The organism is Candidatus Zixiibacteriota bacterium, from assembly GCA_018820315.1.
GTDB lineage: Bacteria > Zixibacteria > MSB-5A5 > JAABVY01 > JAHJOQ01 > JAHJOQ01.
In genome coordinates this window covers 1-14917 of record JAHJOQ010000009.1, presented here as the reverse complement: position 1 = coordinate 14917, position 14917 = coordinate 1, and the positions used below count along the sequence as shown (strand labels likewise).

At 50.6% G+C, this 14917-nt stretch carries 10 protein-coding genes; 9 read left to right on the top strand and 1 reads right to left on the bottom strand.

Annotated features, from left to right (window positions below; genetic code table 11):
* The first annotated feature begins 43 nt into the window (after positions 1-43).
* The 7 genes from KKH67_00855 to KKH67_00825 all read left to right on the top strand — a co-directional run bounded on the left by KKH67_00855 (position 44) and on the right by KKH67_00825 (position 10917).
* Positions 44-2371, top strand: coding sequence for a M28 family peptidase (locus KKH67_00855; GenBank protein ID MBU1317721.1), 2328 nt, complete (start codon positions 44-46; stop codon positions 2369-2371).
* Positions 2372-2575: 204 nt separating this feature from the next.
* Positions 2576-5959, top strand: coding sequence for a transcription-repair coupling factor (mfd, locus tag KKH67_00850; protein ID MBU1317720.1), 3384 nt, complete (start codon positions 2576-2578; stop codon positions 5957-5959).
* A gap of 75 nt (positions 5960-6034) precedes the next feature.
* Positions 6035-7735 (top strand): peptidylprolyl isomerase, encoded by a 1701-nt coding sequence (locus KKH67_00845; protein ID MBU1317719.1) that lies wholly within the window; start codon positions 6035-6037, stop codon positions 7733-7735.
* Positions 7722-9014, top strand: a complete 1293-nt coding sequence (locus KKH67_00840; protein ID MBU1317718.1) for a peptidylprolyl isomerase — start codon at positions 7722-7724, stop codon at positions 9012-9014. Before KKH67_00845 ends, KKH67_00840 begins: the two co-directional genes overlap by 14 nt.
* 6 nt (positions 9015-9020) lie before the next feature.
* Positions 9021-9266, top strand: a complete 246-nt coding sequence (locus KKH67_00835; protein MBU1317717.1) for an RNA-binding S4 domain-containing protein — start codon at positions 9021-9023, stop codon at positions 9264-9266.
* A 141-nt stretch (positions 9267-9407) separates the two neighbouring features.
* Positions 9408-10583 (top strand): GTPase HflX, encoded by a 1176-nt coding sequence (hflX, locus tag KKH67_00830; GenBank protein ID MBU1317716.1) that lies wholly within the window; start codon positions 9408-9410, stop codon positions 10581-10583.
* Complete coding sequence (locus tag KKH67_00825; protein MBU1317715.1) at positions 10552-10917, top strand: response regulator; 366 nt, start codon at positions 10552-10554, stop codon at positions 10915-10917. The genes hflX and KKH67_00825 overlap by 32 nt, the downstream gene beginning before the upstream one ends.
* A gap of 83 nt (positions 10918-11000) precedes the next feature.
* Here KKH67_00825 and KKH67_00820 read toward each other — a convergent pair whose 3' ends face one another.
* Entirely contained in the window at positions 11001-12200 is a 1200-nt protein-coding gene (locus tag KKH67_00820; protein MBU1317714.1) for a metallophosphoesterase, read from the bottom strand.
* A 238-nt stretch (positions 12201-12438) separates the two neighbouring features.
* Here KKH67_00820 and KKH67_00815 point away from each other — a divergent pair, with 238 nt between their 5' ends.
* Positions 12439-13899: a DUF362 domain-containing protein gene (locus KKH67_00815; GenBank protein MBU1317713.1), complete on the top strand. Its 1461-nt coding sequence runs from the start codon at positions 12439-12441 to the stop codon at positions 13897-13899.
* A gap of 41 nt (positions 13900-13940) precedes the next feature.
* On the top strand, positions 13941-14917 hold a 977-nt coding region (locus tag KKH67_00810; GenBank protein MBU1317712.1), incomplete at its 3' end, for an AMP-binding protein.

The window sequence follows — 14917 nt, the reverse complement described above, 5'->3', positions numbered from 1 at the left end:
ATGATGGCCTGCGGCTGAACCTACCCGGTTCGGGAGAGTGCAGATGTTGCGTAGACTGCTTCTGACGGTTGTGTTGCTATCTGTATTTGTCGGAATGAGCAGCGCTGCGGATCTGTACAAAGTTATAGTGGCGAGCCACTCTGATGCAGAGTTGCTCGCTTCTATTGCTGTAGAGCCGATAGTGAGAACCGGTGATGGCTACCTCGTTCTTGCCGAGGCGGATGCAGTCGCAGATATTCAGGCATCCGGCCTTGTGTATCGATACGTTGCCTCCGCAGTTACTGTCGATCAACTCGCGCTCGACATGAGACGAGACGAAGGCAATGTTGGCAAATATCCTCTGGTCTATCAGGATGGTAGCCTCAGAATCCTCATGGCGAATTTCAGAGAGCTCTCGCGCAGTGGTGAACAGCTCGACCTTGCGCCCATTCTGACCCGAAATTTGAGAATTGAGTTTATCGAGCCGAAATTCTTCGATTCGCGATCATTGACCATGGGTGCGGATCTTGACTCTCTGATTGGACTCGTAAGCACCGATTCGCTGATCTCCTTCACGGAGCGCCTACAGGCATTCTACAGACGAGTTTCGGGCACCGACTCCAACTATGCTTCAGCAGACTGGATACTCGCAAAGTTTCAGGAGTTCGGTTACGACTCGGTGGCAATCGACACGTTTACCGAGATGATCTATGGCGAGCCGAAGGTGTGTAAGAACGTGATTGCATACAAGATAGGATCGATGTATCCGAGCAGGCATATTATTGTCGGCGGACATCGTGACGCCGCCGTGGGATCGCCCGGCGCTGACGACAATGCTTCGGGCACTGTATCGACAATGGAAATCGCCAGAGTGCTGGCTAACATCGAGACAAAAGTCACTTTCGTCTTTATCGGGTTTGATGCCGAAGAGCAGGGGCTCTTTGGCTCATATCACTATGCTGATGACGCGTACCAGCGCGGCGACACCATCCTCTGCATGTTCAATTCTGATATGATTGCACATTATGAGAACTCAGATTCGGTAGCTGCTATACATGGATTTGACGTGACATATGCCGAACTCTGGGGTGATTTGGCTGACTCTCTGCTTGGTTTGACGACTGTTTATTTCATGGCCGGTGGAGGCTCAGATCATTATCCGTTCGTGCTGAACGGCTACTCAGTCGTGTATACTGCCGAATGGAATTTCTCCTCCGTCTATCATTCGTCGCATGACAGTACGAGCTATCTCAGTTTTGATTATATGACCAAGCTGGTCAAGGCATCACTTGCGACCTGCTATACCGCGATGCTGAACGAGACAATGCCTGCTGTCGAATTTGCGTATCCTGCAGGTAGACCGTATTTCGTGGCGCCGGGTGGCTCAACGTTGGAAGTCAACGTGACAGGAATTAACTATGGTGAGGTGGTGCCCGGCAGTGAGATGATGCACTATTCTGTCAATGGAGCGCCACTGCAGAGTGAGCCGCTTAGCGAGATGTCACCCGATCACTACGAAGTGAGTTTGCCTGATCTGTTGTGCGGCGATAGCATTACCTTCTATTTCAGCGTCGAAGAAGCCGTGAGCGGGACATTCTATGATCCTGAACCTGATCATCCTTATGCTCCGATTGTGGCAACTTCAAACAACATATTTTTTGAGGATGACTTTCAGACGAACAAGGGCTGGTTTGTGAGTGGAAATGCCACAGATGGCTTCTGGGAGAGAGTCAGGCCTCTTCCCATCGGGACCTCTAATGCCCCCTTGGGCGACTTCAATGGCGATGGCTACTGCTATCTGACAGATAACAGTGTGATCAACCCGGATGTCGACAATGGCTCAACATGGCTGCGGTCCCCACTTATTGACTTGTCGTCTGGAAGCGCTCTTATCCGATGGGCCCAGTGGTTTTATACCGACCAGTGGGGGGGCACTCCGGATTCTCTCGCGACCTACATATCGAATGACGGCGGAATGAGCTGGCATTTCGTACAAACGATTGGAGGTGGCGATCAGGCGTCCGGAGGATGGTACATACATCAGTTTTTGACCGGGGATTTTGTGACACCTTCTGCACAGACTCGGATACTTTTCTCGGCTGCCGATGTTGGTGATGCCAGTTTTGTTGAAGCAGCCGTTGATGCCGTGTTTATAGCATCGTTCGAATGCAACTATGCCCCCCTCATATGCGGTGATGCTGACGGGAGCAGCGCGGTCGATATTGATGATGCCGTGTTCCTGATTCAGTATATTTTCGCCGGTGGTCCACCTCCCGATCCCATTGAGCTGGGTGATGCCGACTGTTCTGCCGCGATTGATATTGATGATGTTGTTTATCTCATAAACTACATCTTCGCAGGGGGACCCGCTCCCTGTTCCGACTGCCCTTAGTCCAGTCTGCGGAATCTCCTGAGTTGCGTGGTTGCGATCTGTGATCGCGGACTTGACCTAATCAACGAAGCTCTGCTTGACTTTAATAAAACGGCCGCTATATTCCGGCAGTAATGAATGGCTGTGCAGACAGCAGCCGCAAGTTGTACAACCCACCCCCACAGTTCAGGGGCAGTGGGGTTTTTGCGTTTGTTTCGATCGAATATGACAAAAACGGTACTGAATCTGTTCAAGGCGTCGCAGCCCTACAGGGCTTTAGCCGAGCAATGGCTCTCTGAGGGAAGTGGTGCAGTTTCTCAGCTTTCCGGCTCGGCGCGGTCATATCTGCTGGCCGGAAGGTTTCAGGAGAGTCCCGGCAAGTACATTGTCATCACACGAACCGAACGCGAAGCAGAATGTGTCGGTAACGATCTCAACGAGATTCTTGGGGAGAGGATTGCATATCACTTTCCTGACTGGGGAATAAGACCGTATCAGTGGAAGCCTCCGCTGCCCGAGACCATCGGATCAAGGCTCGAGACACTTGCGCAACTCCAGAAATCGGAGAACCTCGTCCTTACGACTTCTGTGCGCGCGCTTATGGAGCCGACCATTTCACCGACCGATCTGGAGGCCTCATCGCTGCTGGTCGAGATCAATCAGGAAATCGCGATGGACGACGTAGTCAAGCGATTGGTGAAGCTCGGCTATGAGAGATATCCGATTGTCGAGGAAGTGGGCAATTTCGCGGTTCGGGGCGGGATTATCGATATTTTCCCTCACACCACCGAGCATCCTGTGCGAATCGAATTCTTCGGAGATTTTGTCGAATCTATCAGATACTTCGCCGTCAGCAAGCAGAGATCCATTGCTACAGTTGATTCGGTGAAGCTCCTTCCTCAACGTGAGATCATCCTGGATGGCCACAAGCTGGAAGAAGCGCTTTCGTCAATCAAAAACGAGTCTGCCGCAGATATTCTCCGGGAGAAATTCCGTTTCGGGATCGACTATCCCGGCCTGGAATGGGCTTGTAGCCTCTTCACCGACAGGCGCCACTATCTTTCGGAATACTTGACAGACGATACTGTTCTCTATCTGGTAGAACCGGGTAGCATTACACATGAAGTCGACAAGCTGTGGGAGGAATTCGGAACTAGATTCGAGGAGGCCGATTTCACGCGTGAGATGTTTCCCTCTCCAGATAGAATATTCTTCAACCCGGAGGCTGTTACCGAGCTAATCAACCGAAAGCGATCGATCAGCGAAATCTCATTCTCGAGCGGAGCAGTTAATCCGATTGCATTCGGCACAGTGGACCACCCTGTCATCAACGCTCAGATGAAGCTGCTCCGAGGTAGACTCACCGAGTATGCTTCCGAAGGCAAGAGGGTCTTCATTGCATGCGATAATAAAATACAGCTTGATCGTATGGAAGATATCCTCGAAGACAGGGCGGATCGTGCAACATTGATGGTCGCCGACATCAGTGAAGGATTTACCTTTCCGTCAGAGAATTTCGTTCTTCTGTGCGATCACCAGATATTTGCGCGCAAGTATCATCGCTTCAAACGTCGCCGGAGCAAAGAAGGCATCGCGCTTTCATCATACACGAACCTCAATGTCGGTGACTATGTGGTGCATGTTGATTATGGCATAGGTCGATACAAGGGTCTCAAGGAGATTACGGTCGACAAGCGATTGCGCGACTGCCTCCTGATTCAGTATCTGGGAGACGACCGCCTGTATGTACCCATCGAGGAATTCAATCGAGTCCAGAAGTATGTCGGCAAGGAAGGGAAACCGCAACTGACCAAACTGGGCGGGACCGCCTGGGAGAAGGTGAAGGCACGCACTCGCAAGGCTATTGCAGACATAGCCGATGAACTGATCAAGCTCTATGCAGAGCGAAGGTCGAAACCCGGTTTCGCATTTTCGCCTGATGATACCTGGATGAGACAGCTTGAAGCATCCTTTCCGTACGATGAAACACCTGATCAGTTGACGGCTATCGATGATATAAAGAAGGATATGATCGCCCCCCACCCGATGGATCGACTGCTGTGTGGCGATGTCGGCTTCGGCAAGACCGAGGTTGCTATACGAGCGGCATTCAAATGCGTCAGCGAGGGCAAGCAAGTGGCTGTGCTAGTCCCTACAACGATTCTTGCACAGCAGCATATGATCACATTCATGGACAGGCTTCGGGATTTCCCCGTCAGAGTGGAAATGCTCTCTCGATTCAAGACTCGAAAAGAGCAGAAGGATATCATCAAGGATCTGACGGACGGTAAGGTGGATGTGATCATCGGAACTCACCGGCTCCTTTCCAAGGATATCGCTTTCAGAGACCTCGGGCTGCTTGTGGTCGACGAAGAGCAACGGTTCGGAGTGACGCACAAAGAGAAAATCAAGAAGCTCAAGCGACTTGTTGACGTCATTACGATGACGGCGACACCGATACCACGTACGATGCAGATGTCGCTTCTCGGAGCGCGGGACATGTCGGTGATAAACACATCGCCCAGGGACCGACTTCCGATTAAAACGGAGATTGTGGAATTTCAGCCGGATGCTGTCAAAGAAGCGGTTCTGCAGGAAGTTGAGCGGGGAGGACAGGTTTTCTTTGTCCACAATCGAGTGCAGACAATTGAGTCGATACGGAAATACCTGGAGAAGCTTCTTCCCGGCCTCAGGATCTGTGTGGGACATGGCCAGATGCCCGAAAAAGAGCTTGAAAGTGTCATGTACCGGTTTCTGAGCAAGGACTATGATGTCCTTTTGTCGACGTCCATCATCGAATCAGGCCTCGACATACCGTCAGTTAACACGATCATAATCAATCGGGCGGATCATTTCGGTCTGGCGCAGCTTTATCAGCTTCGGGGGCGTGTTGGAAGGTCTTCGCTGAAAGCCGTTGCCTACCTTCTGATTCCACCTGCGCGTCTCTTGACGCCAACCGCAAGGAAACGTCTGAAGGCGATTGAACAGCACACGGAACTTGGATCAGGATTTCATCTTGCGCTACGAGACCTCGAAATTCGCGGAGCTGGAAACCTTCTCGGGTCGCAGCAGCACGGTTTTATAGAGGAAGTCGGTTTTGATCTCTATCTGAAGCTTCTCGATGAAGCAGTTTGTGAAATAAGGGGCGACGAACCGAAGCCATCGCTTGATATACGAATAGACACCGATCTGGATCTGTTCATTCCGAACGAATATATTCCTGACAGCCAGCAGAAGGTTGACATATATCAGCGATTGGCCCAAGCAGATACTTACGAAATACTCAATGAAATTGAACTTGAACTGGCAGATCGATTCGGACCGCTTCCGACTTCAGCCTCCAATCTGATCCGGATGGCTGAAGTCAAAATTCTGGCCGCGCGTGCGGGAATCAAGAAGGTCGTATTCAAGAAAGGCCATCTGAGAATCAGTTATGCCGGAGATGTCGCGCCTGGGAAGGGGAAAATTGCCTCGCTTGCCGCCCAGGTATCTGATCCTCTCGAATTTCTGACCGGGGACACATTCGAAATTCTGGTAGATTTTTCTGATAGAGAGCAACCTGTTTGGCATCAGCATGTGAAAAACGTCTTGCAAAATCTGATCGCTTAGCTAAATTCAATAATCTATTGTAACCGATTATGCGGAAACAACGCCTGAGACAATTGTAAGACTGAAGGAGCCAAAATGAATTGCGTAATTAAATCGACACTCGTTATTATTCTGTTTCTCCTGAACGGCTGCGGATCTGGCCAGGATGATGTAGTGGCGACTGTGGGAAGTAGTCAGATAACTCTCGGTCAGGTACATGATTTTGACAAACTATTTCCTCAGCGGTTTGCATCTGCCGACGACGAATTCGAAGCCAAGAAGCATTATGTCGACTCCCTGATCGATGTCCGGCTCCTGGTGATCGGTGCCTACCAGAATGATCTAGATATTGACAAAGAAGTGCTGGAAATAATGGAGATCCAGAAGCCTAAGTTCGTGCTGGATGAGCTTTTCAAGCAGAAAATCCTCTCGAAGATGGAAGTCACTGACGCCGAGATCAAAGATTTTTATGAGAAGCTTAAAGAAGAAGTCCGTGTTCGACATATTCTCGTGGATCGCAAGGATCTCGCAGACTCGCTATATGGAGCAATCACCGCCGGGGCTGATTTTGAACAGGTCGCCCGGGATTTCTCCCTTGACCATGGAAGTGCAATGAATGGTGGAGACCTCGGATATCAGAGGTGGGGAGTATTCCTTGAAGATTTCCAGGATCAGGTATTCAAGATGTCTAAGGGACAGATTTCGCGACCGTTTGAGACGATGTCCGGATGGCACCTTGCTATGATGGTAGACAAACGCGAATCTGATCCGGGACCGCTCGATCAGCTTCAGAGTATGCTTCGAGGGAGACTGCAGGACCGGAAACGTCAGAAAGTCATGGCCGAGTATCTGGATGGTCTCATACAGAGAGTGGAGATCAGGATTGATGAGGCAACTCACCAATCGCTTGTGACTCTAGTGGATAAGATGTATCCCGATACAATCGGTGGTAAGTACTTCAGGAAGTCCATGGTAGATGATGATCTGCTGCAGGAATATCAGAAGTCAGAGATACTTGCCTACTATAAGGGTGGGGAAATGACTGTCGAGGAGTATTTCAAGGGTATCGGCAGTTGGCCCGTCAACGATCGGCCGGAGCTCAAAGATGTCGAGGCAATCAAGAATGCTATTTTCAATCTGAATCTCGAAATATTCCTGTCGAATGAAGCACAGCGCGAGGAACTCGACAAGACCGAGAGTTACATGACTCTGATCAATTCCTTCAAGGAAGATATCATGGCCGACAGGATGCGCGATGTCATCGCTGGAAATGTTGCTGAAATCATCGATCAGGACATATATGACTATTACGACCAGCATGCAGATGAGTTCGTGATTCCCAAGAAGATCAACATTCGGGAAATTCAGATCGGCGATTTGGCGCTGGCTGACTCTCTGCGGAGATTGATCGACAAGGGGCAGGACTTCGGCATGCTCGCCGGGCAACACACAGTTCGAATTGGGATGAAAGAGCTGAAAGGTGATCTCGGCGCTGTCCCGGGTTACAAATACCCGACAATTTTCGCTAACGCCGGGAATATGAGAGTCGGAGAGGTCAAGGGACCATTTCAGACGGACGGCGATAAGTGGTCCATCATAAAGGTCGAGGGAATTGAGAGCCCCAAGACCAGCACGATCGAAGAGGTGGCCGAGGAGATCCGGACCAGACTCGCTAAGGAACGGAGTGAAACTGCACTGGAAAGCTGGCTGTCGAAGCGGAGAGCCGAGACCACTATTGATGTCAATTATGATTTGATATGGAAGACGATCGATAAGGATAAGTATGAAGAGAATTAACGGAGTGAGGTTTGCGATCCTTGTGACTGCCGCGATAATGATCATGTCGGGCATTGCGGCATCGAGCGAGGTCATTGATGAGATCTCCGCTGTCGTTGGAGACTATGTGATTCTGAAGTCGGAAGTCGATTTCCAGGCGCAATTGTACGCAATGCAGCAGCAGCAGAGGCTTAGTCCTGAAGAATCGGCGGAGCTGAAGGAGCAGTTGCTCGAACAGATGGTGAACGACAAGCTCATCCTGGTAAAAGCATTGAAGGACACCTCTATCACGGTATCCTCTGATCAAATAGAGGAGGCTCTCGACCTCAAGCTCCAGGAACTCAAGAGCAGGTTTTCGTCTCAGTCGGAATTCGAGAATCAGATGCGCACAGAGGGTCTCACCTACCGGGAACTGAAGACCAAGTTCCGTGAAGAAATGCGGAATCAGCTTTATAAGGACAAGCTCATCTCCCGTGAATTGGCAAAGGTCACAATCTCTCCAACTGAATTGCAGACGTTCTTTGGCAGATACAAGGACAGCCTCCCACTCCAACCTGAGGCAGTCAAACTCGCACATATTCTGTTAAGGGTCACGGCAAGCCAGGCAACCATAGATTCGGCCCGGGTGAAAGCGTACAGTATCAAGGGAATGCTCGATGCCGGCGCCGATTTTGAACAGCTTGCCAAAGAATACTCCGATGACCCGTCGGCCGCCGATGGCGGGGATCTCGGATACTTCGGCAAGGGCGATCTTGTTCCGGAATTCGAGAATGTTGCGTTTGCGCTGCCGATTGGAGATGTGTCGGACGTTGTCGGGACTCAATACGGTTTCCATATCATAAAGTGCATCGACAAACAGGGAGACCGTGTCCGCTGCCAGCACATCCTCTGTATGGCAAAGGCTACCGATTCCGATAAGGCAGCAATCATAAGATTTGCCGACAGTCTGAGGTCGCTTGCCGAAGGCGGGGCGGATTTCGGAGAACTTGTCAAAGAATACTCTGTCGACGAGGAAACGAAGAAACAGGGCGGAGAACTCGGTTGGTTTGTTACTTCTGATCTGACCCCGGAGTTCGCTAAAGCAATAGGGGGTTTGAACGTCGGCGATATCTCCCCGCCGACAGAATCGCAGTTCGGCATTCACGTGCTGAAGGTGCTCGACAGACAGAAATCGCGCACATGGAGCATTGATGAGGACCGAGAGAGACTTAAGGATCTTGCCAGGCGACAGAAGACCGAGACTGTCGTCGCCTCACTTCTCGCCGAGATCAGAAGTGAAACCTATGTCGATATCCGGTAGCCATCGATGCGTCTCGACGACTACATTTCGACCGTCAGAATTGTCAAGCGGCGCACTATGGCCAAACTGATGATTGAAGGCGGAAAGGTAAAGATTAATGGAAAGTCTGTAAAGCCTGCTCATCCGGTTAGGATTGGTGACATCATCAGAGTGACCTCAGGGGAAAACAAAATAGATATCGAGGTGATCGACATACCTATGCGGTCGGTACGCAAAGATGAATGCGAGAAGTTCTACAAGAGATTGATCTGAATTACAGACATCGATGAGATCACATTTCCGGCCTCCTGCCACGCAGAAAGTTGTAACGAATTTTGGCATTTTCAGTATATTACGGTAGCTGCTGGAGCTGGGCTGGCACCTATCTGTGCTCAGTATTGGTCACATTGTTGAATGAGGAGGTATTTGTACTACCCTACGCAAGATCAGCTCGTTGAGAAAGCGATTCTGGTTGGCGTGAAGGTTCCGCCTGCGTCTGACTTCGAATTCCAGGAGTCGCTGCGCGAGCTCTCCTCACTGGTTATCTCGGCCGGAGCCGAGGTTGTCTCCACAGTCACACAGAATAGAGCCCGGATCGATCCGACGTTTTTTGTAGGTAAGGGGAAGGTCAACGAGATCGGTGACGGCATAGCCGAGCATGGCGGAAATCTGGTTGTGTTTGATGATCAGCTTTCGCCGGCTCAGGTGAGGAATCTCGAGAGGGAACTCGACGTCAAGGTAATCGATCGTGGCGCGCTCATCCTGGATATATTTGGAAGACGTGCGACAACCAATGAAGCTCAGGTGCAGGTCGAACTGGCACAACTTGAATACATGCTCCCCAGACTTACTCGGCAGTGGTCGCATTTCTCGAAACATGTTGGCGGAATCGGCACAAGGGGGCCGGGTGAAACGCAGCTTGAGAGTGACCGTAGATTGACACGTAAACGGATTCAGGCTCTTTCGGATCGTCTTATGAAGATCGACAGAGCGAGGGAGGTTCAGCGCAGGCGGCGAAGGAATCTCTTCAATGTTTGCCTCGTCGGATATACGAACGCCGGCAAATCAACTCTCTTTAACGCGCTCACAAATGAGAAAGTATGGGTCGAGAACATGCTGTTCTGCACACTCGACTCAACATCGAGAGCTTATTATATTGGTGATGGGCGGAAAGTCATCTTCACCGATACGGTTGGATTCATCAGGAAACTGCCGCATCAGTTGGTTGCGTCATTTCGCGCGACTCTTGACGAGGTTCGATATGCGGATCTTCTGGTTCACGTCGTCGATTTCGCGCATCCGCATTATGTCAGAAGGATTTCTGATGTCGATGAGGTGCTTACAGAGCTGGGAGCGCAGACAATCCCGAGAATCACAGTTTTTAACAAGATCGACGCCTCATCCGAGGCCTATCTTGATTTCGGTCAACTTGTTGTGCCTGAATCGAATAAGTTCTTTATCTCGGCGACCAAAAGAATCGGTCTCGATCTCCTGATTAAGAGAATTGCATATCTGGCCGAAAACTCTAAGGGAAAAGTATTGCATCAAGGAAGCCGGGATGAACAAGAATCAAGTGCTGATCGTAGATGACAACCCGAACATGTCGGCACTCCTGTCCGATATGCTCGACGTTTTTGATTTCAGTTCGGAGCAGGCAGTTGGGGGTGTGCAAGCTCTTGAAATGCTTTCCAAGGGTGAGTTCTCAATGGTGATTACCGATCTCAGAATGCCTGAGATGTCTGGTTCACAACTTCTCCAGACCATCAAGGAGAAGTATCCGGGATTGCCTGTTATCGTCATATCCGGGTACAATCTTGCAGAAGAAGAGGACACCATGCTTGCGGAACTTGCTGACGAGTTTATAAACAAGCCATTTCGCATGGACGACATCGAACGCGTTCTACAGAAGTTCTTCAACGCGTAACTCCTCCGATCGCATTGGATGCGATCATCAGATCAATTCACTCGATATCTGCAGAATAAGTCGGTAGACAGCTCTGCATCGATCTATGTCAGTTGCTCAGAATTCCGTAGCACAATCACCGGCGCTTCGGCAGGACAGCCGAGTCTGAACGGAAACCAGTGCCCAACTCCGGAAGATGTGTAAAGCTGTGAGCCGCCTCTTCTATAGTGACCCCAGTAGAAGTTTGGCGGATCGGTGGTCTCGAACATGGATTTCCCGCGGAAGGCGATCTGGCCGCCGTGAGTGTGACCTGAGAGAGTAAGTTCCGTTCCAAGATCTGCGGCCATGACGAATCCGCGAGGACGGTGAGACATGATGATCTTGAATGCATCAAATGGTGCTCCGTCGAGGCTCCGACGGACCGTGTCGCCCAGGAAGTCGTCGATGTCCGCGAAAAGCCGTGCCGGGTCGTCCGCACCACACAGGTACAGACCTGCTCCATCGATATCGAGAGTAAAGCCATTGTTTATGAATAATGGTACATCGCTGTGGGCATGAACATCCAAAGATAGCTTCAAACCGTGATAGTACTCGTGGTTGCCAATAGATGCGGCGCAACCAGCGCGCGGTTTCGACGCGGATATCATTCGCAAAGTCTCTGGAAGTTGCTTCGGCACGTCACATATATCGCCGGTCAGAAGCACGAGATCCGGTCTGAACTGCTCTGCATCTGTCAGAACATTCTCGAGATCTGTCAACTGGAAATATCGACCGAGGTGGAGGTCCGACAAATGTAGAATTCTGAAGCCATCGAGCTGCGGGGGGAGATCGCTGTAGTAGAGCGGCAGTTCGAACACTTTCACATTTGAAAACGAAGCTGCAAACCCGCCTGAGCCGGCTCCGAGCGCGGCCATGGGAAAAACCGCTGCGGTTCTATGCAGGAAAGTGCGTCGGCTCACGGGTCGCCCGGCCGAGACCGCTCCATCATACGCACGATCACGCTTTTTCAGACGATTCGCTATAGTGTTCAGAATTCCCGAGAATGGGAGAGATATTATCAGCGCGACCAGAGTCACAAGCATCAGTGATCCACAAATTGCGCCGATGGCTATCGCGATATTGGAAGATAGGTACATACCGATCCCCAATATGGTCCACCCGAGAAACGCCATTACTATCACAACCCAGACCAGGCGCCTGATCAGCTTTACATTCCACCAGTTCCTGTTGAGAAATTGAAGCTGGAGAATTACCAGCGCTCCGATTATGGCGATTACTCCGAATCCAAATAGTGCAAACCGCATTAACACCTCTGCTTAAGCAGTAAGATCGTCTCCGTCCGCAACAGAATCGACGGCGGAGAGTTCACTTCTCTCAACACTTCGCCGCCATGATACTCAGTTGTATCATCTTCCGCAAGGAAGCGATATGGCGTTTTGACGAACATGCCTCGAAATCGGATATCCCGATCTATTCGATAACTCTCTTATGATGCACAATTGATATTGCCGAATGCGTTGAGTAATCTTATAAGAGCTGTATATGTTGGTATCTGTTTGGCAGAATAAGGATGCCTTCTATCCCGGGGCAGCACCGTTCCACCCATCAGAGAATTATCCGGAGATGATATTCTCTGAGATCGGGAAAGAGCCGAATTATATCTACCGGGGGGTGCGGGAGTTATTCCGGCTGCAAGGTCTCGACAAGGTCAATCAGAATCAGCCCTCCTGGAATCCATTGGGAGAGTTAATCAGTCCGGGCGAAACTGTCCTGATAAAACCGAATCTGATCAAAGAGAATCATCCGAGGGATCCGGAAGGCTGGCTCTATATGATGACGCATGGGTCAGTGATCAGGGCTGTCTGCGATTATGTGGTGAAGGCGCTTGAGGGGATAGGCAAGATTGTGATTGCGGACGCTCCTCAGACTGACTCGTCCTTCGCCGAAATATGCAAACTGCTTGATCTTCGCGAATTGGAACAGTTCTACAAATCGAAGGGCGTCGAGTTCGATCTCGTAGATTTGCGTAAGTTCGAATGGAAATCGGTAGATGATGTCATCGTGTCTCGCAGAGATCTTGTGGGCGATCCGGAAGGATACGTGAAGTTCGATCTCGGCAAAGACAGCCTCTTCTTTGGTCATGCAGGTGAAGGGCATTATTATGGCGCTGATTACGATACATCGGAAATCAACATCCATCATTCCGGATCGAGGCAGGAGTATGTAATATCGGGCTCAGCGATCAAGTGTGATGTTTTCATCAACCTGCCGAAACTCAAGACTCACAAGAAAACCGGTGTCACTATCAGCCTCAAAAATCTGGTCGGTATAAATGGCGACAAGAACTTCCTGCCACACTACACTGAGGGGACACCGTCATCGGGCGGCGATCAGTTTCCGGATGGCACTATCGGAAGGAGTCTCGAAGCGGCTGGTCTGAGGACATTTCGAAAGGCGGCGCTCACAGCTCCCGGCGTCGGTCCCTGGGCTTACAGACAAGCCAAAAGAATCGGCCAGCGGTTTCTGGGAAAGACCACTGATGTGGTCCGGTCAGGAAACTGGTACGGAAACGACACCGCGTGGAGGATGTGTCTCGACTTGAACCGTATTCTCATATATGGCAACTCCGACGGAACTTTCCGGCGGTCAGACGCTGAGCGAAGGCGCTATATCTCTATAATCGACGGGATTGTAGCAGGCGAAGGTGACGGTCCGATAGATGTTGATCCTGTAGCTGCGGGGGTTCTCGCGTTCGGAACCGATCCTGTTTGCGTGGATGCCGTTGCCGCGACCATAATGGGGCTCGATCCGCGCAAGCTGGCTGTCATCAATGGCGGCTTCATGCTCGACAGTCTCAAGATAACCGGGGAAACTCTCGATACGATAGATATAGCGAGCAATGTCAGTAGCTGGCAAGGTAACATCAGTGAGATCGATCGAGCTGCCGTGATGAATTTCAGGCCGCATTTCGGCTGGCAGGGGCATATAGAAATTGACCGATAATATTTGACCGGCTTCACGATTGTCGGAGTGACAGCGGACCGATGATTATCAAATTCAAGAATCTTTATCTCAAGGCTCCCCGCCCTGTGAAGGAATCTGTTCGGCTGATACCATTCGGATTTCGCATGGGTGCGGCATACAGACGGACCCTTCGGTTTCTGGTGGCTTCCGATAAGTGGGGACACGATCAATACAGGGCTTATCAGGAACGAGAACTGGCGAGACTTCTGAATTTGGCGATCCGATACGTACCACATTACAAACGCTACGACAGTCTCCTCTCGAGGCCTCCTTTTGACATCCTCCGGGAGATTGAGCCGGTCACAAAGAGCGAAATTCAGCGTGATCTCGACAGCTTTGTATTGCCTGAGAGCATGAGAGGCAAGCATTACGTCGCCTACACCGGTGGAAGTTCTGGCCATCCACTGAAGATGTTCCTGAACAATGATGTGGCTGAAATTGAGTGGGCGTATATGGTTGCGCAATGGATGCGGGCGGGATATCGACCCGGTGACAAACGGGTATCATTTCGGGGTGTTGAATTTAAGAACGATAGAGAATCGACTGTCAGGCAGAATCCGGTCTACAACGAAATACTCTTGTCCCCGTTTGATATGACTGATGAGAATCTTGCTCGATATGTGAAAGTGATAAAGAAGCAAAAACCGAAATTTCTGCGAGGTTACCCGTCGGCGCTGATGATCTTATCCAGATACATCGAGCAGAATCAGATCACCGATCTGCCGGAATTGACTGCGCTGCTCTGCAGCTCCGAGGGATTTACCGATGAGCTGAGACAAATGCTCGAGAGAGTATTCAGGACCAGATTCTATTCCTGGTATGGCATGACGGAGAAGGCGGTGCTTGCCGGTGAATGCGAGAAATCGACAAGCTACCATGTCTTTCCCCAATATGGCATAACAGAAATAATGGATGCTGAGGGTAATTTGTCATCTGAACCGGGATGCGAAGGTGAGATTGTCGGGACTGGTTTTCTCAATCGAGCCATGCCATTCAT

Bases quoted from the DNA above. Each gene is read 5' to 3' on its own strand.
- KKH67_00855 (MBU1317721.1), top strand. From the start codon at position 44: ATGTTGCGTAGACTGCTTCTGACGGTTGTGTTGCTATCTGTATTTGTC.
- mfd (MBU1317720.1), top strand. From the start codon at position 2,576: ATGACAAAAACGGTACTGAATCTGTTCAAGGCGTCGCAGCCCTACAGG.
- KKH67_00845 (MBU1317719.1), top strand. From the start codon at position 6,035: ATGAATTGCGTAATTAAATCGACACTCGTTATTATTCTGTTTCTCCTG.
- KKH67_00840 (MBU1317718.1), top strand. From the start codon at position 7,722: ATGAAGAGAATTAACGGAGTGAGGTTTGCGATCCTTGTGACTGCCGCG.
- KKH67_00835 (MBU1317717.1), top strand. From the start codon at position 9,021: ATGCGTCTCGACGACTACATTTCGACCGTCAGAATTGTCAAGCGGCGC.
- hflX (MBU1317716.1), top strand. From the start codon at position 9,408: ATGAGGAGGTATTTGTACTACCCTACGCAAGATCAGCTCGTTGAGAAA.
- KKH67_00825 (MBU1317715.1), top strand. From the start codon at position 10,552: ATGAACAAGAATCAAGTGCTGATCGTAGATGACAACCCGAACATGTCG.
- KKH67_00820 (MBU1317714.1), bottom strand. From the start codon at position 12,200: ATGCGGTTTGCACTATTTGGATTCGGAGTAATCGCCATAATCGGAGCG.
- KKH67_00815 (MBU1317713.1), top strand. From the start codon at position 12,439: ATGTTGGTATCTGTTTGGCAGAATAAGGATGCCTTCTATCCCGGGGCA.